The 25,823-nt window shown below is 56.3% G+C and carries 15 protein-coding genes; 2 read left to right on the plus strand and 13 right to left on the minus strand.

Going from position 1 to position 25,823, the window contains the following annotated elements; translation table 11 throughout:
* The first annotated feature begins 277 nt into the window (after positions 1 to 277).
* The gene (locus V6N02_RS11900) at positions 278 to 2,293 is read left to right on the plus strand and encodes a B12-binding domain-containing radical SAM protein (protein ID WP_371225801.1); all 2,016 of its coding nucleotides are present in this window, start codon (positions 278 to 280) and stop codon (positions 2,291 to 2,293) included.
* A gap of 105 nt (positions 2,294 to 2,398) precedes the next feature.
* On the opposite strand, the gene V6N02_RS11905 is transcribed toward V6N02_RS11900, so the two are convergent.
* Entirely contained in the window at positions 2,399 to 3,514 is a 1,116-nt protein-coding gene (locus tag V6N02_RS11905) for a glycosyltransferase (RefSeq protein ID WP_371225802.1), read from the minus strand.
* A gap of 187 nt (positions 3,515 to 3,701) precedes the next feature.
* Between V6N02_RS11905 and V6N02_RS11910 the strand changes: the two genes are divergently transcribed.
* Positions 3,702 to 4,274, plus strand: a complete 573-nt coding sequence (locus V6N02_RS11910) for a DUF4254 domain-containing protein (protein WP_371225803.1) — start codon at positions 3,702 to 3,704, stop codon at positions 4,272 to 4,274.
* 103 nt (positions 4,275 to 4,377) lie between these two features.
* Here V6N02_RS11910 and V6N02_RS11915 read toward each other — a convergent pair whose 3' ends face one another.
* The 12 genes from V6N02_RS11915 to V6N02_RS11970 form a co-directional block, all read right to left on the minus strand.
* Positions 4,378 to 5,577, minus strand: a complete 1,200-nt coding sequence (locus V6N02_RS11915) for a hypothetical protein (RefSeq protein ID WP_371225804.1) — start codon at positions 5,575 to 5,577, stop codon at positions 4,378 to 4,380.
* A gap of 76 nt (positions 5,578 to 5,653) precedes the next feature.
* Complete coding sequence (locus V6N02_RS11920; protein ID WP_371225805.1) at positions 5,654 to 6,505, minus strand: hypothetical protein; 852 nt, start codon at positions 6,503 to 6,505, stop codon at positions 5,654 to 5,656.
* Positions 6,506 to 6,587: 82 nt separating this feature from the next.
* A complete protein-coding gene (locus tag V6N02_RS11925; protein WP_371225806.1) occupies positions 6,588 to 7,439 on the minus strand; it encodes a hypothetical protein in 852 nt (283 codons plus the stop codon).
* A gap of 60 nt (positions 7,440 to 7,499) precedes the next feature.
* Positions 7,500 to 8,465: an NAD-dependent epimerase/dehydratase family protein gene (locus V6N02_RS11930; protein WP_371225807.1), complete on the minus strand. Its 966-nt coding sequence runs from the start codon at positions 8,463 to 8,465 to the stop codon at positions 7,500 to 7,502.
* Positions 8,458 to 9,711, minus strand: a complete 1,254-nt coding sequence (locus tag V6N02_RS11935; protein ID WP_371225808.1) for a methyltransferase domain-containing protein — start codon at positions 9,709 to 9,711, stop codon at positions 8,458 to 8,460. The genes V6N02_RS11930 and V6N02_RS11935 overlap by 8 nt, the downstream gene beginning before the upstream one ends.
* A 180-nt stretch (positions 9,712 to 9,891) precedes the next feature.
* Positions 9,892 to 11,922, minus strand: a complete 2,031-nt coding sequence (locus V6N02_RS11940) for a B12-binding domain-containing radical SAM protein (protein WP_371225809.1) — start codon at positions 11,920 to 11,922, stop codon at positions 9,892 to 9,894.
* A gap of 424 nt (positions 11,923 to 12,346) precedes the next feature.
* Positions 12,347 to 13,036 carry a Crp/Fnr family transcriptional regulator gene (locus V6N02_RS11945; RefSeq protein ID WP_371225810.1) on the minus strand — a complete coding sequence of 230 codons (690 nt, stop codon included), beginning with the start codon at positions 13,034 to 13,036 and terminating at the stop codon, positions 12,347 to 12,349.
* On the minus strand, positions 13,033 to 16,014 hold the full coding sequence (locus V6N02_RS11950; protein WP_371225811.1) for an ATP-binding protein: 2,982 nt from the start codon (positions 16,012 to 16,014) through the stop codon (positions 13,033 to 13,035). The genes V6N02_RS11945 and V6N02_RS11950 overlap by 4 nt, the downstream gene beginning before the upstream one ends.
* A 17-nt stretch (positions 16,015 to 16,031) precedes the next feature.
* Positions 16,032 to 19,001, minus strand: a complete 2,970-nt coding sequence (locus V6N02_RS11955; RefSeq protein WP_371225812.1) for an NAD(P)-binding protein — start codon at positions 18,999 to 19,001, stop codon at positions 16,032 to 16,034.
* 50 nt (positions 19,002 to 19,051) lie between these two features.
* Positions 19,052 to 20,434, minus strand: coding sequence for a hypothetical protein (locus V6N02_RS11960; protein ID WP_371225813.1), 1,383 nt, complete (start codon positions 20,432 to 20,434; stop codon positions 19,052 to 19,054).
* Positions 20,435 to 20,530: 96 nt separating this feature from the next.
* On the minus strand, positions 20,531 to 21,979 hold the full coding sequence (locus V6N02_RS11965) for a hypothetical protein (RefSeq protein ID WP_371225814.1): 1,449 nt from the start codon (positions 21,977 to 21,979) through the stop codon (positions 20,531 to 20,533).
* 284 nt (positions 21,980 to 22,263) lie between these two features.
* On the minus strand, positions 22,264 to 25,734 hold the full coding sequence (locus V6N02_RS11970) for a PKD domain-containing protein (RefSeq protein ID WP_371225815.1): 3,471 nt from the start codon (positions 25,732 to 25,734) through the stop codon (positions 22,264 to 22,266).
* Between the last annotated feature and the right edge of the window lie 89 nt (positions 25,735 to 25,823).

The following is a 25,823-nucleotide window of genomic DNA, read 5'->3' on the forward strand; positions in this document are numbered from 1 at the left end:
CAGGGTGTGGATGACTTGCCAAACACTGTGCCTTGTTTGAAGACCCGGATCATCATCCTCGAGTCGACGGCGAACGGGTTCGATGATTGACAATTAGTAGTCGGCAATAAGAAGCGCCCGTGAGGCGTGGGGTTACAACCGAAGGCCCATTGCGGTTTGGTGTTGACGGCAGACCCCCTCTGGCATTCAAAGGAATAGCCGTGCAACTGGTTGGTTGCAGTGACAAAGCGCATCAGGTTCAGACCAATAGGGGCACCCATATTAAAATGGCGAGAACATGAAAATCTGGATCTCGGATCTGGCGTACTCAAAAACAACCCAATCAGTGGATGCGTTTCCGTTGGGGGCCGGAACCCTGGCAACCTATCTCACCGCTAAACTGCAGGTGGCGACCGGCCTGGATATCGAGATTTTCCGTGATCCGGACGAGTTGCGAAATCGCCTTTTGGATGATGCGCCTGATGTGTTGGGTGTCTCAAACTATATGTGGAACTACCGGTTGAGCCTGGAATTCGCACGCTTCGCGAAGTCATTGCATCCGGATATCGTTACAGTGATGGGCGGCCCTAATTTCCCATTGGATCAGACCTCGCAACTGGCCCGTTTTCGCGACGACATGCCATCAATCGACGTCTATGTTTTGGGCAACACTTATGAAGGCGAAGTTGCATTAACTGAGTGTTTGCAGCGCTTTGTAGACAATGGGCGTGACGCGCTCCATGATTCCATTCCCGGCTGTCTTACCCGTGGCAACGAGACTGACACCGTTCATCGCGGCGCGCCGGTCGCCAGGTTGCGCAACCTGGATGATATTCCATCGCCTTACTTGTCGGGCTTTATGGATAAATTCTTTCAGACGGGTTTGTTTCCCAAGATTCAGCTTGTGCGCGGATGCCCCTTTGGCTGCACTTTTTGCAACTCTGCCGTCAAATCCAACAACAAGGCTTATCGGCATTCCTTCGAGCGCATAACCGAAGAGCTTGATTACATTGCTGATCGGATTGACCACACGACGGCGCTTGCCATTGCAGATGATAATTTTGGTATGTATCGCGAGGATGAGGCCGTTGCAGACTATCTGGGTGCGCTCATTGCGCGCTACGACTGGCCCAAGATGCTTCGCACGACAACCGGGAAAAACAACCCCGAACGCATTTTACGCGTTCAGGAGAAAGTACACGGACGCCTGTCGATGACAGCTTCTGTGCAGTCCATGGATGAAGGCGTGCTGGCAACGATCGAGCGCTCTAACATTCGTGTTGATGTGTATGAAGAAATTCAGAAACGGACCCATAAACGTGGCTATGACAGCTACGCCGATCTGATTATCGGTCTGCCCGGGGAGACGCTGGAAAGTCTTGAAGTGGGTGCAAAAAAGCTTCTGGATTTGGGAGTTTTGGCTTTGTCCGCAAGTCAATTGCTTCTTCTCCCCGGCTCGATTCTGGCGACGCCAGCCGAAAGGAAGAAGCACGGTTTTGAAACCCGGTTCCGATTGGTTGCAAATTGCATTGGTGATTTCGGAACAGGCCGGATAGTCGCCGAAACCGAAGAAGTCACCTATGCCACGCCGACGTTGAGTTTCGAAGACTACATCTCGTTTCGCGAATATCATCTGGTGATACAGATTTTCTGGGCCGAACGAATGTTTGAAGAAGCCTTCAAACTGGCCGCTGCCTACAACATCGGCACACGCCAGCTTGTCGATGGGATTCATCGAAACATCACAAATGCTTCGGCGGCTTTTCGCACGAACATCCAAAGCTATCTCGACCAGAGTCAAACCGAACTTTTCGATACGTCGGACGATTGCATGGATTGGGCACGAGACGCCTACGACGATCTGATTTCCGGGAAGGTCGGGGGCAATATTCTCTATCAGACCATGGTGAAGGCACGGTTGAATTTGCTGCCAGACACGCTTGAACTGCTCGAGCTTGGCTTGCGTGATACCTTACCCGCAGATCGCACCGAAACGGCCGATGAAATTGACGCGTTAATTGCGTATTTCCGGGCGACCTGCATTGCTGTTCCCTTCAAGAAAACTCTTTTCCAAAGCACCGAATTCTCCAGCAAATATGATGTAAAAAGATGGCGCACCGATGGATATCTATATCCGCTGGCACATTACCGCAGCGAAACGGCCAAGCCCTTTCAGACAGAGGTGCCCGAGGCGTTGAGAGAAACTGTCCTGAGCCGTGTGGGCACCTTTGGTGAAACCCCCGCTGGTTTGTCACGTTTGGTTCGTTCATGGTCGGCTGGAACCTTCAGGCGGAATGTCACGCCGATCAGCTAAGGCGCAGAGAGAGTGTGATCGTTCGGGTTGTATCACCAGGCGCTCGGTCAGCCATCTGGGCGCGCGCGTCTATTTCTCGTGAGTTAGGCCCTGACGCGATTGTATCTATAGACGCGCAACTGATGAAAACATGCGCTGCAATTCCATATACTTGGCTTCGGGGCCCAGTGTTTCTTGAACATTTTGTCGGGCGTTTTTCCCCAACTGTTTGCGCGCGACAGCATTGTCGATCAGCTCGCCAATCCGAGCGCGCCATTCCTTCGGGTTTTGAGCGGTCCAGCCCGTTTCACCATTCGTGATAACCTCGCGATATGGCAATGTTGCTGCTGCCACAGTTGGCACCTCGACCAGTGCTGCTTCAACGTATTTTAGTGCACTCTTTGCTTCGCAGAATGGGTTTCCGATTTCGAGCGGAGCAAGATTCACATCAAAGCGCGCATATTCCCGGAGCAACTCAGAATGCGGAACCAGGGGGCGCGTTTCGATGCGGTCTTTGTGCCGGTCAAGTTCCGGAAATTCGCCCATGTTCAAGTGACCGACAATCGAAAGCAAGAGGTCAGGTCTGTCATCCATCAACTCGCACAAGGTCGGCGCTATGGTTGCAAAGTCTTTTTGATGCGTCGGGGTGCCGCTGGCATAGCCCAGACGAAACCAACCATCATGCGATGACGGTTTATCGGCAAACTCAATAAGTGCTTCATTGGCTGACCTCAACATCTTGGCGTCGAAACCATTTTGCAAGACGTAGGCAGGTATCTGCAGCTTCTCCACCGCCGTGGCTAATGGCAAAGTAGAAACTGTACAGAAATCGGATTCAAGGATGGCACGCCGATAATTCCCAATTCGGTTTACCAACCAGTCTTCGCGAACTGCCGGAGCTGTTAGTCTCAGGAAATCGAAATTTTTTTCGGTCAACACTTCTGAATCAAAGATCAAGTCATCTATGTCAAACCCTATCGGAATGCCTTGTCTGCGGCAGCAGGCGTAAAGACCGCTTGTGAAATCGTCCCACATCCCTCGAAACAGAATGACAATATCTGCCTGGTTGATCCTGTCATAAGTTCCTTCGGAGTACCCTGCCCAAGACACCTTCAATCCTGCACTTTCCAATGCAGCCACGTTGTGGAGAACACGGTATATGTGCCCCTTTGATTCCGCCAAATCAGAGACGAACAGAACTCTTGGGTTTCGGCCGCGTTCTTGAGGTGAACTACCCGCCATGGCGATGTTTCCTGCAATATGGACCGCTGCCGTTGACGCGGATGGAAGTAAGACTCTTTGCCACTGACCAATGCACTGCTACAGGAAAATCATCGATGCATCGTACTAGACGATGATTCAGCGTCAATGTAAAAGCGCGAAGCCTGCTGCATAGTAAGCACTATGTGCTTCAAATTGGAATGTGACGATGGACACTCAAGAGCGCGCGCTTCAGCTGCTGAATTCAGACGCTGTCACGAAGCGCTTTCAGATCCTGAATCTGCAATGGGCCGAGTCTCCTCTGGACAGCTACTACAGGGATGCAAACGGCCCCCTGGATTTTCTGTTGAACGGATTGCACTCGTGCAATTCCTTCTCCTGGAAAGCTGATGACCTGTCGCGGGCAAATCAACCAGATACTGTCCTGATGGAACACAAGCGCAGCCTGGATGCGTCAAACCTTATGCGTTCCTCTTTTATGGAGGAAATCGACGCAACAGTGGTTGGGCTTTTTACGTTGCGACCCCAAGCTGAGCTTGACGGCTTTGATGTCAATTCCGAAACCGTCGGGCAAATTATCGACCGTCTCAGCGTATTGTCTCTTAAACGGCACAACGTTCTTGAGCAGCTAACGGCAAGCAACGCGGAGGAAGCAGAGGCCCGGATCGAGGCACAGCGCCATTATGTGTCGCATTGTCTTGATCAGTTTTTGCAAAGCTTGGCCTCTGGCACAGCCCATATGCTGGCCTACAAGCAATTCAAAACCTATCGCGGATCCTAAAGCGTTTTGAGATCAAGGTGTAGTCCGACGTCGCCCTGATCCTGAGCAACGTGTCTTGCCAAAAAGCCGCGGGACGGCTCCGGTTAGACGGAGCGGCTGAACATCAGTCTCTATACTTCAGGTGGTGTTCGTTCTTCCGAAACAGGTCCATGCGTTTTCCTCGTATCTTGTTTCCGTTTTCGACGGCTTCCGCAAAACACCTTTTGTGATCAACCATTCCCTTCTGGCCAAATCGCTGAATGATTTCGCTAGATTGCTCTGAAATGTCCTGAACTTTTTCGAACCACCCGCTTTGGCTGAGCTTATCCAGAGGTTTGAGAAGCGTATCGAGATCAAAATCCATTTTCTCAAAAGATGAAACCTGCGGTGAACTAACGGTGCGATCACCCCTTTGAAAAATCAAACGCACCAGATTCATGGGAGAGTAACGGGAGGAGATGGCCTGACCTCTCTCATAGGTCAATTGCAGTTCTCTTTCATCATCAACCGGAGAAAAAACAAAGCTTCTGGAAGCATCGCCAGACATGACATCCCCTGTGATATCTAGGCCCCCATAGTAATGTGCAGCACCGTTCACATTCATCGCCAGCCATTTTGGATCATCCCTGATCACGACATATTCGATGTACAGGGCTTGATGTTCGCGTTCGAACTCCAACGCCATCCTGTCATCGATGACGACGTAATCCGCTTCTGCGAGACTGCTTTTGAACCGGAAAACCTCTTTGCCGGGAAACACCGAGCGTGCCTCACAAATGATGTAGGGATGCCTTAGCGCCTCTGCTGCTATTCTTTGGTGGGGCTTTAGACCTGCAATGAACCGAGACAGGGAAAGGCCCATCAGATAAGAGACTTCGCAATGAACATGAGCAATCTCTTCAAAGAAGGCAGGCTCTGCCACGATAGGCTGGAGATTAACAAAATGGACGTTATGTCGAAGACAGATATCCTCTAGTTCTTCCAGATATTTTTCATTGTTAGTTGTTGGCAGGTTCAACGGGAAAACCACGCAGATGACATTTGGATTGATGGACATCAAAACACGGTAAATGTCCTCGATCTGGCGGGTGTAATGCTCGCGAAGTTTGGGAAAATACGCTATCCGGTCACTGATTGTATGATCCAGTATGACATAGTCGGCCTGAGCGATATCATGCTGGCGCGTCAGTATTTTCGACAATACAAAGAATACCGGAATATCCCCGGCGGAGAGGTTCGTGACCTCATTGGTTTCTCGAAGCGCATCAATGTAGCCACGTTCGCCAATGATTGAGTTGGATGCTCCGATAACGACAATTTTCATCGAAGCTTTCCTATCTTGGGAACCGTGCGTTCCACTGTTGAGACAAGGCCCGTCAAACCGTACACGCGCTTGCGTCTCAATCCGACATGTGGCCTGACGTGCAAACCAGATCGGCAGACACGCGCGTCCAATATCCGAAGAATTCTTTCGGCAGAGTTCCATAGACGCGCGTCAGATGTTTTGCGATCAGAAAGCTGCCAAGACGTTCACTGCAAAAATCTACAGCGCGAATTTGATAGCTGTCGCGGTTTGATACCGAAAAACCCTCAAGAAAGCGATTGGCGACACGTTCAAGCTTTTCGCCAACATCGCAAAACACCTGCGCTGGCATCAAGCTAACACCGAAGCAGCCGGGCAGAAGTGTCTTGCTTTCAAGAAATGGCGTGAGCTCGTGATCGGCCAGTACATTTTCTTCGATGGCGATCGAAAGATAGACCTCAAGATCTTCCAGATGATGTGCTTTCGCGTATTGTGCGCCGACAGACGGGACGGTTATCGGTTGCGGAAGAAGCCACTTTGATGAGGTGTCTGGTTGTATCATTTTCCCAGTCAAGCGGGATGCCTGTTCGGGCGTGACCAGGTTCATTTGTATGCCGGTCATGAAGTTTTCTTCGTTTCTTTCATGCATCATGCAAGTGCGATACGTCGAAAGGCTCACTGAGAAATCCAGTTCTTCAAATGCTCTGCACAGATAATGTCGCGCCGCGAAGACACCAAGCATCGCGCCCAGTTTCTTGCGATGGACTCGGGCGCCCGGCAATTCGTCATAGCAATTGATGACCTTGTTGCCACCAGCCGACGGGACACTTCCCCTGTCCCCGATCTCAAGCAAAATCAAATGATCCTGCAGGGGAATATCCAGTTCTTTATGCGTGATGCAAAAGTGGAGCGTGGACCTGTTATCAGCACGGCGGTCGAGTGGCGGCATCTATCCCAACATCCTTTCAAGTCTGTGGAACTCAAGCACACCAGAGAGGTGACTGCTTGAAAGGTTCAAGTCAATCAACGTGTCATCCCAATTCGTAAGATCCCGCAATATGCTGCCGGTTCTCGTCCACCAATGTCCAATACCCAAAGATATGTCGTGGCAGAATGGCGTATTGGTCGCGGATATGCTTTTCCAAGAGATATACGGCAAGTCGTTCATACAGATAAAGTGCAACCTGGAAGCTTTCTTCATCCGCACGCGCCGGTGTGAAATCACGAAGGAAACGAAACACAACCTGTTCTGCCTTGTCCGATATGTCGCAAAACACTCTGGCTGGCATTCGCCCTGCGCCCATCGCAGTCAGGTGCAAGACGTTCTGTCTGCACTGCTCTGCTTCGAATTCGTCCAGCACGCCCTCATCGACCGCGCATTGCATGAACCTTGGAAAGTAAGCCGGATTGTGCCGTTCCCCATAGCTGACCTCAATCCTTTCCCGATGGAAGAAAAACGGCAGCAGAAACGGAGTCGAGGCCTGTGCAGGTGAGACATGTTCTTGATATGCGCCAACTTCGTCAGGGGTGAGAAAGTTCAGCTGCGCTGGCGCAGCATGATGCTCCGTTTTGAAGGGCATGACAAACAAACGATAGGTCATGAAGTTGACCAGCGTCTCAGGGTCAACCTTCGTGCGTTGAAGGAAACGACTTGCGGCAATCAGGGCTGCAACCAGAGCCAGCTCCCGGCGATAAGGGTGTGTTTCGGGAGCTTCATCGAAGCAGTTGATGATCTGTGGATATTTTGTGCGATCCAGCGTCCCGGGATCACCTATCTCAAGGCAGATTGTATCATCTGACAACGGCATCAAGGGAGCACGGTGAGTGGCACAAAAATTGAGAACCTCGAACGCGCGGGGAGATGCGTCAACTAAGCTGTTCATTCTATCCGGGCTCCATGCCAGCAGCCCGACAGCAGGAGGCCCGCCAGCCGCTTCTTTGCCTCATTCAGACACATGTTCGGCCGAAGCATTTTCCATGCCCTCTTTCATTTTGGAGATGGTCATTTGCAAACCGTCATCGAGCGAGGTCGCGGAGGTCCAGTTCAGTTCGGCGCGCGCTTTCTCCACATTCAACCATCGTCGATCAGGGCCGGAGTAACGTTTCGCATCATATGCGATGTCGCCCTTGAAGCCGGTGATTGCAGCAATCCGATTTGCCACGCCCCGGATAGAAACGGGATGTCCGCTTCCAAGATTGATCAACGGGCTGGTCTGATGCAGTGCCGAGGCAACAATCCCGCCAGCGGCGTCATCGATGTAGAGATAGTCGCGCTCCTGATATCCATCCCCCCACAGCTCTATTCTGCGCGTGTTGTTTTTGACGCCATCCAGGAATTTCTTGCACAGGGACGGAATGGCCTGCCCCAACTCCCCGTCGCGGCGATTGAACCCGTAGACCGTGGGCAGGACAACGCTTGCTGATCGCAGGCCATATTGCTGCGCGTACGCGGTTTGTGCCGTAAGAACCGCCGCCTTGGAACTGGCGTAGGCTGCGAGGTTGTCATCTGGATGGCCGAGCGCCACCTGGCTTTCATCGCAAGCAACGGCACTGGGGGGATATATGCTGTAGGATAGTGTCGTGGTGATCTTGGCATCGGGGAAGTACCGACGGCTCGCTTCGAACATATTGGCGTTGATCAGGGTATTGCTGTAAAGCGCATCGGCCGGGTTCTGAGACAGCCAAACGCCCGATGGCGCCCGCGCAGCAAGATGCAGGATGTGGTCACAACGCATTCGCGCGCTCAGGTCACCAAACGTCTGGAAAGTGGTTTGCGCATCCTCAAGGTCGCATTTTGAATCGAGTTCGACAATCTCGGCCGCATCCCCCAGATCGGCCCGCAAACGGCATGTGACCGCCTTGCCTATAAACCCGGTTGCGCCCGTGACGATGAAACCAAGCCTATCCAAGATCGTCGCCTGTGATGATTTGCATCTCTGGGAAAGGAACGATGAATGCGCCGCCGGCCTTCAGATAATCCCGCTTTTTCTCGAGCAGGTAATCCAGGTAATTCCATGCGAAAACCAGATAATAGTCAGGCTCGTTCTCAAGCGTGCGTTCATCCACGACAGGTATATGCAGACCCGGTGACAATTTGCCGATTTTGAGTTCATTCACTTCGGTCAGACACTCGATCAAACTGCCGTCGATCTTGGCATAATTCATGAAGGTGGTGCTTTTGAGTGGGGCACCTAGCCCATAGACCGACTTGCCCTCTTGCTTGAGCTCAATCAGTTTCTGCTTGAGCGTCCCGGCGATACGCTCAACGCGGCCGGCGAATTCGGCGTAGGTATCCATTTGATGCAAGCCCGAAGCACGCTCTTTTTCCGCGAAGGCTGCTACGCGCGGACTGATCTCAAAACCCGAGTCACGCCGGGCAATATAGGCGATGAACGACCCCCCATGAACGTCGACTTCCTCGACATCGATCACCACAAGCTTCTGACGCCCTATGATTGCTCGGATGGTCGACAGCGAATGGATGCAGGTGTGTTCGTGATAGAAGTGGTCGAACTGATTTTTTTCCAAAAGCGACATCAGGCTTACAGCCTGAATGACGAAGACAGTGTTCTCCTCCATCACATGCTCGACGCCGGCGACAAAATCATTCAGGTCGGACACGTGATAAAACACCGACATTGCCGTGATCACTTTGGGCCGAAGCCCCATTCGGCTCATGTATCTGCCAATGGAGCCGTTCCAGAACGTATTGGCCACCACATGCCCGCTTGCATTCGCAATGCGGGCGATCCTGGTCGATGGCTCAACACCCATCGTCGATACGCCCTGATCGCTAAACTGCGAGAGCAAAGTGCCATCGTTACAACCGATGTCGAGAACCAGATCGCTAGGACCAAGGCCATATTTTTCGGTGATCTGCCTGGCCAACTGGCCGAAATGATCAACGATGGGTTTGTTCGTACCGGTCAGATAGGGGTGGTCATCAAACAGAAGCTTGCTATCCAGATGATCCTGCAGCTGAACCTGCCAGCACGAATGGCATACGCCCATTCGCAATGGGTAGAATTTCTCGTCTGCAATTTCGTCCTGGGTGACAAAGGTATTCCCGCTGGGCTGCATGCCGAGGTCAAGAAAAAGGGATAGAGTTGAGTTTCCGCAATTCATACAAATCGTATGCTGGTCGGGAGAAGTCACTGTGTTTTATCCAATCTGGAAACGCTGTTGTGGCTGTGGTCGTGGGCTGCGCTTTTTGATGGCAACCTATTCAGAAGCTTTGCCATCGTTTTCGTAACATCTCATTTTCAACATGGCCTTCGCAAGGCTTCATCCGGTGAAACGCCATCAAAGGCGAGAGAGATTTTTGCAGCAAACGCGCTAGGGTTCTACGTAACTTTCATACTTGATCTCGCGGCGGAGCATGTTCGCGAACCATGACCGCGATAGCCGCCCGATGCCCTCGGGCGTTTCACCAAAAATCGCAGCCCGTTTCAGAAGGAGAGTCCGCAGTTTTGGGTCAACGCTGGTCACACACTTGCGTGGCTGGTCAAATCGATAGGCACTCAATGGTGCGCGGAACCCATCTTCGCGCCAGGCCATGACGTCATGCGCCAATTCGACAGCGGGCGCGGCATCAAGCGTGACCCCAAACGGTGGCACAATTGCGACGGCCTGAAGATATCGATGGACCGAAGTGATCTCTTCCATGGCGTTCGGTGCCGTGTGGGGCAGCAAACGCGAAATCGTTGAAATCAAGAAAGTGAGCGTCGACTCGAAGTTGAAAAACCGCGCCTTGACCATGCTGTTGTAGACAGGATTTCCGCTCTGTTCTGATTCGACGAAATAGTCGTAATCTGCAGATACGGCCTTGATGCAGGCTTCGTGGGAGTCGAACAACTCCAGATCAAGATTTTCAATCAAGTCAGAATAGACTTTCTGAAGGTCATCGGGCGCCGTCGGCAATGCGTCGTACATGTGCTTGAAAATCTGCACGGTTGAAATCCCGTATGCGCGCGACAGTTCAAAAGCCTCCTCGAACACTTTCTCGGACCAGTAGGTCAGGACCAGATTGTGAAAAATCCAGAACTGTTTTTGCTCGGCAAAAGTCAGCGTGTCTGTGCTGACGACAACTTCTTGCGTTTCGACCGTAACACGGCCCGTGCCATACTCGCCCAGGCTGTTGGCCTGGATCCGGAATTTCGTTTCCAGATCAAATCGTGATCGCTCGGCTGGCGTCGCCAAAATGGAGCCGTCGGCCAACACCAGTTGATGCGCCGCCACGTATTGCACCTGGGCGTCAAGCAAGGTGCAGATATTGTTGGTGAGCGACTCGAAAGTTTCCCCCGGCAAACCGACAATAAGGTCCGCCGTGGAGTAGTGACCTTTTCTGGTGAGCTCATTCTGAATATCCGCGTAGTCTTCGAGGCGGATGTTCTTGCGGTCGATGTTCTCCAGCACCTTGGGATCAAGGGATTGAACTGCCCCGGTTACCGTGATCCGCCCTTTCAAGATGTCGGCGACCTTCAACACCTGCGTGGCGTTGTTCTTGCCCGTGGAGGCGCGAACCTGAGGTGGCCAGTCATAGGTTTCGATCAGATCAGCGATGACTCGTGCGACGTCTTCGTCATCTTTGTACATCGCGAAATTGTCGTCGGTGATGTTCAGCGATGCAGATGGATCCGTTCGTTCCGCAATGTAGTGCAGATCTGCTGTAAGCCTCTCAAGGCTGTACCGGAACGCCTTGTTGTTAGTCTTGGGCGAAGAATTGCAGAATGTGCATCCGAATGGGCATCCCCGCACCAGTTGGATCTTGGGAAAAAGACCAAGCGCCAGAAACTCGTCCATCAGGCCGGACAAATAGGGCGATGGTATCTCATCCAGGTTCCGGATCCGGGGAACAGGTCCACCTCTGATCAGCAGTTTGGTCTCGGGATGGATGAATATACAGCCGTCGATCTGGGCATCGTACCAGGCATTTTTCTGCGATTGCTCACCCAAGCGATTGACCAGGTTGAGAAATGCGGCTTCTCCTTCATAAGTGTTCCCGACCACATTGACATCAATAGACGCCATTTCGTTACGGAGGACACGCTCTTGGCTGGGCGCATCAAGTGGGAAATTCGGACCGCCCATGAGTGTTACGACAGCCGGGCAATGTTCTTTCGCAAAACGGGCGTACTCGAGGCTAAGGCGGAAATTCCATGTGAAGTTCGATAATCCCAACACGTCAGGTTGGTCGTTGATCAATGCGTCCCGCAGCTTGAAAGGATCCCGAAACAGCCTGATTTCCAGGTTCTCGACATCGCTGTAAGCAGATGCGTATGTGGCCAGATTTCCAATTCCATAGGGGACGCTGTCAGAAACGACGGTTCTCGTCGTGTGAGCAAGATCAGCTAAAAAAACCAGCATAGTTTACTCGCGCCTCATTTTTGACCTGCCCGCTTGGCCCAGGTCTTATCAGTGTCTTCTCACACACCCGGACGACCATAATGAACGGTAGACGAAACACGACCATGGGAACAAGCAATCTTGCTGAGCCTCCCCATTTTGGATGGGCCCGCCGATATATTTAGGCAACGCAGGATCAGAGGATGGCGAACAAACGGCCGCAAGAGGAGACATGGGCTACCGTCGGTTTCACACCGGGCCTCCAGTGCACATGGATCGAAAGTCCACCGGACTATCCCGTACCGGTGGTACGGCGATGGATCGCTTGGTACTAAGTCCATTATCGTGACCGCTTCAGAGCTCAACTTCACCAATAAACCCGGATCAATTGGCGCGCGCTGCACGAGGCGCGAAAATCACGAGGCCATCCCGGTGGTGGCCACGGTCACTCCCCTGTCTCAATAAGGTGCGACAGGGCCTCGGGGTTCAGAAGTTCGATCCGCTGGCGCGAGGAGTTCAAATACCCTTTGCGTCCCAATTTGGTCATGGTGCGACTGACCATCTCGCGATTGGCGCCGATGCTGGCCGCAATCTCCGCATGGGTCGGAGCATCGTCCAGCACCCCCCCTTCTTCCAACCGACCACGTTCCATTCCCAGGGCAATGAGATAGGAGGCGACCCGCTGCTCGACAGAGAAGGCTGTCAGTTCCATGTTTCGGGCGGTCAGGTCCCGCACGCGGCGCACCAAATCTGCCACGACCCGTTGCCTGACCAGGGCCACTTTTTCAAACAGATCCATGAAACTTGCCTGCGGCAAGATCAGAACCGTGGCCGGACGGCGGGCGACCACCGCAAGGGACCGGCGCCCATTATCCAGCGCCGAAAGCTCTCCCAGATAGGAGCCGGTTGCAAACCGCGAGAAGATGATTTCGCGGCCGTCAGGCGTCCAGTAGACCGCCAGAAGCGCGCCCGAGAGCAAAAAAAACACGTCCCGGGATTTGTCTTGTTGATTGAAGAGCAACTCCCAGGAACCAAAGGATTTTTCTTGAAAAGTCAGGTCAACATCCGCGAGATCTGCTTCACTGACACCGGCCAGAAGCGGCAGATCAAGCCCAAGCAATCGGGAAATGGTCATATTGCGAGCAATTCTTGCGCACGCCGCAGTTCCGGAACATCCACCCCTTTGGGGAAGCCGGACATCGCATTGACGAGATCCACCTCGGAGGCGGTTTCGGCGTTGGCCAGATCAAGCATCGCCCGCAGCGTCCACAAGGCCGCACCCTGACGTTTGCTGGTGTCAATGGAGAGCTTCATCGCAGTGTCTGCCTCGCCCGGATGATTGTGATTGCGGGAAATGTTCGCATGGATGCGCAGGATTTCGGGATACCAGCAGTGCAGGCCGCTTTCGCGCGCGTCCTTCACCGCCTGAGATGAGACGTTGTAGGCCTCAGCGATCCGGCCAGCCTGCGCCAGCCTTTCGGCATAGCAGGCGGCGAAATAGGGAGCGCCGACATTGGCGCCGATGGAGCCTTGTTGCGCGACATTGGCTTTGAACTGCGCCAGGCCCTCTTCGGTGCGGCTCTTGGCGTGATCCATAATGAAAGCCCAGGTTTGTCCGGTCGTTTGCCAAAAGACCGCGCCTTGCTCTTCAGCCAGCGCCAGGCCGGCCTGCAACCGCTCCAGCGCGGCGCGCTGATGACCGGCATAAAACAGCGGCACCGCCCCCCAGATCATGGCATAGGGCAGCATCACCGGGATGTTCAGGGCGCTCTGATGGGCGTCGGTCTCTTCCACAAGTTCGGGAACCTTATCCACCTCACCGGACATCGCACGTGCCGGCGCTTCGAACATCTGCGCGGCGGCAAATATATCCATGCCGTAGCGGGCGATCATGACGGCATGGTCTTCGATCCGGTAAAGCGCCCGAATTTTTCTGATCTGGCGGAACTGGCTCTGGAAATCACCCTGGTAGAACGCGGCGCAATTGCGCGTGGCGAGGGCTGCAAGTTGCACCTGATCCAAATCCGCATCGGGCAGTCCGCTCTCGGCCAGATCGTGCAGCAAATCGCTGAACCCATCGGCTTTTGTCTTGTCGCCGACCACAATCGCGTAGGAGAAGCTGCCAAAGAGTGCAGGCGCGCTTTCCTGCCCGAGCGCCGGTCTGGAGCGTGCGATGTCATGGACCGCGTCGAATGCCTCGCGCACCGGTGCGGCGGTGAAGCCCTCAAGCTGCATCAGGATCGAGCCAAGCGCTGTATGGCAAGCGATTTCCAGGCCGCTTCGATCCGTCCCATTACTGATGTCCGGACACAGGGTCAGCGCCGTACGGGCATGGGCCTCGGCATCGGCAAAAGCGCCTTGCAGGAGTGCAGATTGGCTGGCCGCAAGATAGCTGCGAATGGCGGGGGCTGTTTGGCGGGCTTTGCGCTGGTGACCGGCGATAAGTGCGGGATCGCGGGCAAACTGCCCGGGAAACCGCGTGAGCAGAACGTCGACAATCTGCGCATGCAGGGCTTCGCGTGTTTTGCGGAGAACCGAATGATACGCGGCCTGAGCCAGCAGTGCGTGGGCAAAGGCCCAGTCCGTGGCAGACCGACGAACCAGCACCCCTGCGGCCACCCCCTGCTCAAGCGCAGATGTCGGATCCTGCCCGTCCGGTTCCAGTGCGTTCAGCATTTCCAGACTGAAGACCCGGCCGATGATCGACGCCCTTTGCAGCACCGCTTTGGCGGCGCCGGCATCGTCGATCCGGGCAGCCAGCAGGTCCATCAGCGTCTCCGGGATCGTATCATCGTGGGCTCCACGGGATCCCGCCCGTTTGTAGAGCTGTTCCAAAAACAACGGCACACCACCGGCGCGATCTACCAGTTTCGCGGTGTCTTCAGGTTCGATTTGCCCGCCACTCAGCGCGGCAAGCATGTGCTGCGCATCACCCAGCGATAGCGGGTCAAGCGCGAGCGTCCGGATTGCGCGCTCGTCCAGATTTAGGTTCAGCTTCGGATCTTCCCGACTGGTGAGGATCACCTTGTAGGCAGCGCTGTTGGAACTCTGCAGAATGTAACGGATCACCCCGAAACTGGCGATATCAAACCAATGCAGATCTTCAAAAACGATCAGCCCATCAGACTGCGCGCTCCGGATCGCACGCCATAGGCTGGCCTCGATCCGGGCCTTCAGTGCCAGGCTTGACAACTCCGTCAGCAGAATCTGGCCCTCCGGAAGCCCCATGATCAACGCAAGGCTCAGATGATCGGCTTCCGACAAATCGGCGAAGCCAGTGCGGATATCATCAATACTCGGCGTCAGCACGTCCAGCCGCCAGGATATCCAGTCCTTGAAGGGTTGATAGCTGGACCCGCTGTTCAGTCCTTCGGCGTGCAACACAGTGCACGCCGCGGTCTTCGAGGCCAGATGCATTGCCAGCGCGGTCTTTCCGATCCCCGCCTCGCCCACGATCAGAACCGGCCTCTCCGCCGCGTCAACAATTGCACATTCCCGTTCGCGTCCGACAAGATTGACAGGCGATGGGGTGAGCGTTTCATGAGGTGTGTTGTGAGGACGGAACAGGGTTTGCGGCTCGGTGAACCCTTTCAACAACTGGTCCGGCACGGGCGTGACGGCAAAATGTCCACGCAGAAGACGTTGCGTCGTCTCGGATATCATCACCGTACCGGGCGTGGCCTTTTCCTGCACCCGTTGGGCCAGGGTTGTCACGAGACCGGTGATGCGGGGCCAGGCCTCACGCGTGGTGTTGGCCCGCACTGCCACTTCGCCGGTGGCCACACCCGCGCGGAGGGTGAACGCGGGTCGCCCCGTAGTCGTTCTGGCAATATCGGAAACAGCACAAAGGGCCGCATTGACCGCCCGCAGCGCCGCCAGTTCATCGGCGCGCGACAGGCCAAACACGGCGACGACACCATCACCGAGATATTCCGTCACCTCACCGTCATTCGCCTCAATGATCTGGCGCGATATTCTGTAATAGTCCTCAAGCCAGCTCTGAAGGTCTTCCGCGTCTAAACTATTTGCAACTTCACTAAATCCAACCAAATCCAAAAAAACCGCAGTGACCTGCTTTCGCTCACCTTCGGACCCTGTCCCATATTGTGACATAGGCGTTCCCCGATCGGTTAACCTTTACCTAGCGGCAACTTCGTCCTCTTCGCTTCTAGCCGTGCGATCCGACGACTGTCCAATGGATTCGAGAGTGTCCAGCTTGTCCAGATCCGAAAAGCGCCTGGCAGTTTATTCAAAGGGTCGGCATTTGCACCGCCCATATTCAAGGGCCCAGCTGTCATTTCTCCTGCAGGAATATTGGCCAGATTGGCGTCACTGACCGTGATTTCGGCGGAAACGCCCGCCACATAGGCCGAGGTCAGGTTGAAATCAAAAGACGAGAATTGCCAGCGGCTGAATTTGCCTTCGGATACCACGATCTGTTCGGAAATGGATTGCACCAGTCCGCAGTCGGGGGAGTCCATCAAGGGGCGGGCAAAGTCTTTCTGCTGATAATGGCCCGCCCAGATCGGTTTGCTCTCGGGGTCCGCAACCGAGTAGCGGCTGTTGCCCATCTTCAACGATCCCATACGCTTGTTATAGCCATACCACCACACCCCCGCGAGCCGCGCCCAATTGTTGGTCAGGTAAAGATTGGGCAGGTAGCTGAACACGCCATCATGCCCTTCCACCTGTACGAAATTGATCGCAATGATCGCTTCAAAGTAGTTCCGGTATCCCAGCATTTTCGGCAAGATCGACGCCCGGACGCCAACCTGCTGATTGGCCAGTATTGCCACCGGGTGCGTGCCCTCGGGCGTCAGCGACTGAGGGTGCAGCGACATGCCTTTGGGCAGCACCGCCTGCAGCGCCCCGGCATCGACCGCGTGAAAACTGAACCAGCCATCAATCTGGCCAGTGCCGTACATCGGCGTCAGCGGCCAAGGCGCGGTCTGGGCATAGGGGCTCGCCAGTTTGGTGGCATCTGTCGGTCCCGCATCCGGGGCCAGATCGCCTTCGCCGACAATCTCAAACTCGGCCCCCGTGAGCCCGCGCGCTGCCATCAGCCCGGAAATCGTCGCGGCCTCGACGCAGCCTGCATTTATGCCACAACGGGTCCAATCCCCGGCAAGGTAGAGATTGTCAAAGCCCGAGGCATCGGGCGGCAGCCGGTATTGCACCGAATTGGGCACCGAAAGCACATAGCGTTCCGAGCCATAGAAATTCTGCCGGAAATACTGCCCGGCGAATTTCTCCTTCGCTGTGGTGGCATTGGAGGCGTAAAGGATCGACGTATCAAACCTGCCCGCCTTCTTTGCCTTTGGCCACATTCGGGTCAGCTCGGTATCCGCCCAATCGCGCACCCGGTCACTGAACGGGCCGGGATCAACGCCGGCATCATGGGCCGGGCTGCAGAAATAGGCGATCGAGGTCGGGCCGTCTTTGGGCCAATCCTCGCGCGGCAAAAGGTCAGACATATCGGCCCAGGTGTCGAGCGGTTCCACGAAGCTGGTGATCACCGTCTGCAGATCGTCCTGATCACCGGAGTTATGCTCGGAAACCAGTGTGTTCCAGCCAAGTTGCTCGGGTGTTTTGGTTGACCAGAACTGCGCCGCTTGGGTCGCCACGGTTGGGACATGGTCGAGCATCCCCTGCCAGCGGTTGGAGGCCTGAGCCAGTTCGGTCGTCATGTAATGCAATGAGCCAAGTGAGGCCCCAAGGATCACAAGATCAAAATCACGCCCCTTTTCAAGGCGGTAGGCCCGGCCCGCGGGCACGTCTTTCTCGCTTTCGAAATTGATGCCAGAGGCTTTGAGCCTGGCACCGTCTTTGAGCTGGTCCCAAAGCGGTTCGGACGGCCAGCACGGCAAACCCTTCACATCGACCAACGGGTCATACTCTCCCGAGAGCATTTCGGCCTGCTCCACCATGTCGATGGCGGCAACGGAGTTGCGATCCTGGGACAGCACCAGATTGGTGGCCGCGTTGAAGTATCTGAACCGCACGCCGCGTGATTTCAACACCTGATAGTAAGGCCCGAAAATCGTGTCTCCCATGCCCGCCTGCATCTTGTAGAAAAGGGCGCCCTTGTAGGTGAAGGCAAGACGCAACAGCCCGCGAATGGCCGTGCCCGCCCCGACCCTGCGATCATCCGTGATGCCGCCCGGATAGCCGAAAACATAATCGTAACAGCCCCGGAACACGGCAGAATAGACCGCCTCATGGCTGGCACCGTAATGCAAAAGCCAGTCGCTGATCTCCCAGTCGTCGATCGCATCGAACCCCGCGCGGAAGAGGCCGCTTTCGATTGCGCCTTTGAAAAAGGCCAGCGACAGGCTGACCAGATAGCCGATGCGCCGCGCATTATCGCTTTCGCCCAACGTACCTGCCGCCAGCGTTTCGCCATGCCAGCCCTGCGCGTGCTGTGCCAGCGCGGCGAGGTTGAGGGATTGCGTGGTGGTGTGGTCAAAGGCGTTATCGTCGAGTGATTTGGCATAGGCGTGCAGATGGTGCAGCGGCGACGGGGCCGTAACAGACAGGCCCCTGCGCTGGAATTCGCCATGGAATTGCTTTGGTAATTCATGCCGGTGATCCCCCAGCAGCCCCCCCAGGATCTTTTCGATCGTTTCCAACAACATCTTGAAATAGGAATAGGGCGTCGGCAGCAGGCCGCCCGTGCCCGGTTTCTCGTCATTGGCGGGAAAGTCAAACCGCCAGGGGTGCAGCGCGTTACTTCCATCCGGCTGCGGCACTTCATCGGCGATCAGAAAGTGGTTCAGCCCGTGAAACGCCTTCTCCAGCGTGCCAAGCGGTGCCTCGGGGCTGCGCAGGCCGGTCTTGTTCATCGTCTCGTAGCAATCGCGCATCAGGCGGAAGCCGTTCTCGTAGAAACCGGCCCAGATATGCAGCCCGTGTTCCTCGATCCGTTGGCCTTCTTCGGCATTGCGCCCGCTGGCCCCTTTTCCGCCCAGCCGCCAGCCAAGCTGATAGAAGGTGATCTCGTATTTCTCCTGCCAATCGGGCAGCTGCGTAATGGCATATGCGGCGGTGACGGCACCAACACCGCCACCAATTATGGCAATTTTCTGAGGGGTCGTTTGCATGATCTCTCCTATCAAAGTCATTGTGGGAAAAAGAAAACGGGGAAAACGGGTTACGGTGGAAAACTGACCACGCCGCCAACCACATGGGCGGTCTGGTCCACATTGGGTACGGTTCCAACCGGGACGGGCGGGCCAAGGGTGACGGTCACCACTCCGGTGCCGGGCTGAACGTCCAAAACCTTGTAATCGGCGCTGCTGCTGCCAAAGGTCAGAAGCTCACCCAGTTCCAGTTCCGCCATCTGATTGGCACTGAACCGCGTCGAAAGCGCGTCAATGCCCGCGCCGTGAAACCTGAGCGTGACGGTCGGCTCCTGACTGATCACGAAAGTACGGACGCGGGCAAAGCTCTTGCCCTTGCCAAAAAGGTCGCTCACAGAAAAAGTCGAGCCCTGCAGTTGCAGCCCGGTGACATCCTTGCCGGTCTTGGTGACAATATCGGTGAGGACCTGGCGGCTGTACCACCCGGTCTTCAGATCCGGCGATATCTCTACCGGGTCGGCGCGCAAAACGGTGATGCCGGAATAGACGATCTCCATCTCGACCTTTTGCGCAGCACTCCACAAATCGGTGATCACGGTGCCCTTGGCATTGCCCGAGGGCGCAAGCGTGAGCTTCAGGTCGGCATTGGGCAGCGAGCCGATATCGCGGTTATCAACCCGCAGGCTGACCGAGTTGGCACTGTCGCTCTGCATCTCGACGGCAACGGTAAGCTGGCGGCTCGTATCGCGCAGGCTTGACAGGATCGTGTTGTTGTCCGGCAGCCCGGTATAGGCAACCGTCCAGCTGCTGTCGCCGGTTTGCAGCCCCCCGTTCTGCGCATCCGGGGTGACCGTGCTTACCGTTGAGGCGGCCACCTGGTGCAGCGCATCCTGCTCCTGCATGCTGTATTTCTTGAGCTGCTCGCCCATTGACATCCATTGGATGTAGTCAGCGCCAAAACTGGCAAGGTTGAACGGGAAATCGGGCGGTGTGCCGGGATAGGTCTTGCCAACATAGGCCACGATGTATCCGGCCTTGGTCTTGGGGATCGCGCACGAGCCGTTGATCATACGTTTTGAAACGCGGCCAAAGGCCGCTTCAAACTGCTGCACAACGGCCTTCTCCTGGGTGTTGAACGCCTTGATCGCTGTGGCTTTGGCGGCGGCGTCAGCGGTGGAGGTCTTATAGCCCACCGAGTTCAGGATGGCGGCGAATTTGGCGCTGAAACTGGCCCCCGTCATACTGGCGGTGCAGGGGCCGGTCATGGTGCAAAGCTGGTCGATCAGCGCGAATGTGTGCGGATTGTAATAGACCGGCATGTGATACTGGACGTTGAAATTGTAACCCGGTGGATAGCGGATAACCATGAAGCCGGGCTCGATCCCGGCGCCCAGAAAGCGCGAGATCTGGCGGCTGATCGCTTGTGCGGCTTTTTCACTTGTCGTCAAAGCCATCTTCCCCAGGGCCTTTTTTATGATTGTGTCCGGGACGGCTTATCGTGCCGCCCCGGACCATTTTTAACATTCTATACAACCAAAAGCTGAAAAGTCTCAGTTTTTGGGCGGAGGATAATCCGCCACGCCGCCCAGAACGTTGGCGACCTGCTTGACGGCCGGGACGCTGCCCGTGATCTTGGGTGGTGCGAAGACAACGGTCACCTTGCCCGAGGTCTTGTCGGTGTCGACCTTGGTGATGCCATAGCTTTCGCTGAACGAGCCCACCTTGAAGATGCCGAAGAGTTTCACATCCACCGAAGCGCTTTCCTTGAAGGATGACGTGACCGAATTGGCCATATCAGCAGAGAACACCATGGTGATGGTCGGTGCCTGGCTGATCACCATCGTCCGCATCCGCGAGAACGGCTTGCCTTTGCCAAACATCTTGGACGGGGCATATTGGCTGGTGGGCGAAATCTTGAAGCCAGAGACATTAGCGTCGCCCGACCCGCTTACGATGCTTTGCAGCAGCGATTGATCGTACCAGCCGGTGGCATTGTCGGCACTCAGCGGCAGCGGGTCAATCTGGACGATGGTCACACCGGGGTACTCAATCGTCATCTCCAGCGAGGAGGAGGACGAGGTATGTTTCGACCACTCATAGCTGGAGCTTGCCGTAATCCCGATATCGATCACATCCATGATCGGGATCGAGAATCCGGTCTGGCCGTTGATCGAGAGACTGGCATCGGTCGACGAGAAGTTCGAGGCCGAAATCGCGATCGACACCTTGCTGGCACTGTCGAGCCCGCCCTGGATCACGGTATTGGACGGCATCGGCGTCCAGCCAACATAGTAGTCTGTTGCCGTGGTCTGCAGCCCGCCATTCGCGGCCGAGGGATTGGTGGAATGGTCCTGCGCGGCAGCAAGTTCGAGGCTGGCCGCTTCCTGCTCACCAAGAACCCGGTTCAGAGGTGCCAACATATTGATGTTGTTGGAAAACGCAGCAGCCAACCCCGGAAAACCCGCATTGACCAGATTTTTCGCCGCTTTGGCGATATTGGCAGTGGAATAATCCGCAGGCTTGTCACTGAAATTCTTCAGCAAGGCCGCCAGCACCCCTGTATAGGTGACGGGTGAGACGGCATAGGCCACAGCGAACCCGTCCGAAGCGGCCGAGTTGGTGATAGCAATCTTCTGATTGTCGTAAGCGGGATCGTTGACAATCTTCTGATCGGCAGCCGAGAACTGGTATTCCGCAGCTTTCAGGATACGGCTGTAGAGTGTGCTGAACTGCTGGTTGCCCAGCGTCAGCATACCATTGGTGCCAATCTCCAGCGTGCCATTGAACGCGTCCAGCATGGTCGAGTTATAGTAGGCGGAATTGCCGTATTGCACCGTCGGATGAAAGCCGGGCGGATAGCTGACCGTTTCGAAAGTGCCGGGCAGTTGGGTGCCAAGCAGTGCCGCCACCTTGTCGTTGATTGCGGTGATGAATGCGTTCTGACCGGGCGTCAGCTGTGTGGCAGCCGCCGGTCTTTCTAATGTGATGTTATCGGACATTTTCTTCTCCATCTGTTGGGTCTGGTGAAATGCCTTTCGGCAGAGGAAAGGCGGGATCGTGGAAAACTCTGATCTCGCAACACCGTTCTACAACCCAAAGCAGAGGCCGCACTGTGCGTCAGGACACATAACACCCGGAAAGGAGTCGGGTTGGCAAAAAAATCCGCCGGGCAAAGGATGGCCCGGCGGAGAACACTCGCTACGCAACACGGGGGAACTGTCCCGCATCCTGGGAATTTGAACCGACCATCCGCGCAAAGGCGCGCACCGGCCGGCCGCACGGGTCAGAAGTTCAACTCAAACAAGATAGCGGCGCCGTAAGACTCGTAATCATCCTCGCCGATTCCGTCGTAACTGGTCGCGATACTCAGTGTCGTCCGGGTGCCAATCATGATCTCGGCCCCCAGATCAATCCGCCCACGAAGGCTGTCAGACGAGGCGCCCGGCGCATCAAGCTCCGCATAGATACCGCTGATGCCACCGGTCAGGAGAATATCTGCACTTTCGAGTTGCAAGCTGTGCTCAAACCCAAGGCCAAGGCTGACTTCGGTGAGCCGGATCGTCTGTTTCGGCACGATGTTTGCCAGGCTGTCCCGATATGACTCCTGACGGTCCGTCACGTGCGCCAGATCGAGAGAGGGGATCAGCGTCAACCTGTTGTCAACCGCGTACCGCCCCTCAACACCGGCGGTGAAAAGCGTCCGCGTCGATGAGAAATCATCAGGCGTTTGCCCGGTTAAGGTCAGGGTGTTGTCTGTCTGGCCGTGCAGAAGCGAGGCCGAGAAGATCAACGGTTGATCCGGCAATCTTGCCACCAGATACGGCCCGACAAGCCAGCCTTGCCCCTCAAACTTCCCGGTATCGAGCGTTGCATCCGCGCTGTCGAGTTGCAGCATCGCGCCAAGGATGGTCGTGTCGCTGCGATAAAGGTGAGACCCGAAGGCAAGGTTGTAATAGTCCAGCTCGGTCGTGCCGCTGTCAGACCACTGGCCCTGCAACAGCATCCAGAACCGGCTGTCCCTGTCGCCATCAAATCCAAGGCGGAACCGGCCCCGGCCCTCGGTAATATTTGCTGACAGGCCCGAGATCCCGGAACCTCCGAAGAAGTTGCGCAGATTGGGCTGCACACCGATCAGGGCGCGCGCCCGGGCGGTCAGCGCCTCGACAATGGCCGCCTGTGCGATTTCGGTGGAGTTGGGCGCAATGGTGATCACGGCGGAGGCGAGGTTTGGATTGGCCGCCGCATCTGCGGCGACGCCTGCCGGGATGCTGATGCCAATCGGAACCGAGGCGCTGGAGGTGATTTCAGCAATGTAGTTGGCCCCTGCCCCGGTCAGCCCGCTGATCATCCCGTTTGTTATGGAGATATCGCCTGCAGCAAACCCGGTGACAGGCTCCGAGAAGGTGACCGTAACCGGGAAAGGCGTTCCGGGTGCAAAGCTGGTCGGAGTACCTGTCAGAGTGACCGTTGGCGAGGTGACATCCACCGGTGCGGCCACCGTGATAACGACCGTATCGGCAGGCGAGTCCGCCGACCCGTCATTGACGATCAGACGAAAGGTGAGCACCTCATCGGCTCCGTTCAGCGGCAGCGCAGGCGCGGTAAAGCTGGGGCTGGCATTGGTGCCGCCGGTCAGAGTGACAGCGACGCCGGAGGTCTGGCTCCAGGCATAGGTCAGTGTCTGGCTCGGATCATTGGCGTTCGAGCCTGATCCGTCCAGCGTGACCGCAGCGTTTGCCGCAACAGTTTGGTCCGGCCCCGCATCTGCGGTGGGCACGGTATTGGCAGGTGCCGTCACCGTGATCTGCACCGTCGCCGCAGGCGCGTCCATAATGCCGTCATTCACGATCAGGCTGAAGGTCAGCACCACGTCCGGAGCCGCAATGGCCAGGATCGGCGCGGTGAAGCTCGGAGCCACGACGGTGGCATCCGAAAGCGTGACGGCAGGCCCGCCGGTCTGGCCCCAGACATAAGTCAGCGTCTGGCCGGGATCATTGGCATCCGATCCGCTGCCATCCAGGGTGACGACACTGCCTGACACAACAGTCTGAGGCGGTCCGGCATTGCCGACGGGAGGCGTGTTTGGCAGGGCCGTGACAGTGACCATGACGCTGTCAGCCGCCGAATTGGCCACACCGTCATTGACCACCAGACTGAAGACCAGAACGGTATCAGGCGCGCCGGGAAGCAACGTCGGCGCTGTGAAGCTCGGGCTGGCGGTGGTGCCGCCGGTGAGGGCCACGGCCGGTCCGCTGGTCTGGGTCCAGGCATAGCTCAGCGTCTGGCCCGCGTCGTTGGCGTCTGATCCGCTGCCATCCAGCGAAACGGCGGTGGCGGACGTCACGCTCTGATCCGGGCCTGCATTCGCCGTGGCCGGGGTGTTGGGAACAGAGGTGACCGTGATCAACACGGTGTCAGCCACGGAATCCTCGACCCCGTCATTGACCACCAGGCTGAAAACCAGAACGGCATCAGGCGCGCCGGGGAGCAGCGCCGGCGCTGTGAAGCTCGGGCTGGCGGTGGTGCCGCCGGTGAGGGCCACGGCCGGTCCGCTGGTCTGGGTCCAGGCATAGGCCAGCGTCTGGCCTGCATTATTGGCATCCGATCCGGCCCCCGTCAGGGTCACCGCAGCGGCCGAGGCAACGCTTTGATCCGGACCTGCATCGGCCGTGGGCGCGATATTGGCCGGCGGCGTCACGGTGACCGAAACGGTATCGGCGGTTGAATCGGCTACACCATCATTCACGATCAGGCTGAAGATCAAAGTTGCAGCAGGCGCACCCGGCAGAAGGCTGGGTGCGGTGAAGCCGGGGGTGGCAGTGGTGTCGCCCGTGAGGGTCACGGTGGACCCGCTGGTCTGGGTCCAGGCATAGGTGAGGGTCTGACCCGGATCATTGGCGTCCGATCCGGTACCATCCAACGTGACAGCTGCGGCGGCGGCCACGGTCTGGTCCGGGCCTGCATTGGCTGTCGCGGGCGTGTTGGGCGGAGAGGTGACGGTAATTGTCACAGTGTCAGCCACGGAATCATTGACCCCGTCATTGACCACCAGACTGAAGACCAGCGTCGCATCAGGGGCACCCGCCGACAACGTCGGGGCCGTAAATGTCGGGCTGGCCACTGTAGTGTTCGACAGGGTGACGCCCGGCCCGCCGGTTTGAGACCAGGCATAGGTAAGTGTCTGGCCCGCGTCATTGGCATCCGATGCGGTGCCATCCAACGTGACGGCTGCGGCGGCGGCCACGGTCTGGTCCGGGCCTGCATTGGCGGTGGGCGCAATGTTGGCGACCTGCACCCGGGAATTGACGAGGGACGTGGCAGAGACGCCGGAAGCACCAATGACATAATCATATGTCAGCCCGTCTGAATTGGCCGTACCCCGGAACCGGATGCCCACGAAATCATCGGTGGCATAGGTGCCATTGGCACCGTCCGAGACGAAATTGGTGACGTTGGTCAGGCCACACTCCGTTTGAAGGGAACCGATCTGAATGTCCCCGGGGGGCCATGGCGTGATCACCCCGCCAAGCCAATAGTTTCCGCCGGAGGACAGGCTTTGTGGCCCCCCGACTGACAAGTTCACCTGCGTCTCCTGTGTTCCGAAATCATGATAGACATTGATGTTGCAGCTCAGACCGGCTGGCATGAAAACGCTGTCAAACGAACCTGGACCAAGAGCCTGAGCAGGGTTCGGTGCAATGGACGTGGCAAGGCCCAAGGCCAGCCCCGCAAATGCCTGCAGATATCTGTTCATGTCGTGTTCCCCTTCGCTGCGTTCGCGCACGGCTTGCTCGCCCGGCTATTGCTGATCTGAGAAAGGGGTAGCGCCAAAAATAAACCCGC

Source organism: Roseovarius conchicola (assembly GCF_041403425.1).
Lineage (GTDB): Bacteria > Pseudomonadota > Alphaproteobacteria > Rhodobacterales > Rhodobacteraceae > Roseovarius > Roseovarius conchicola.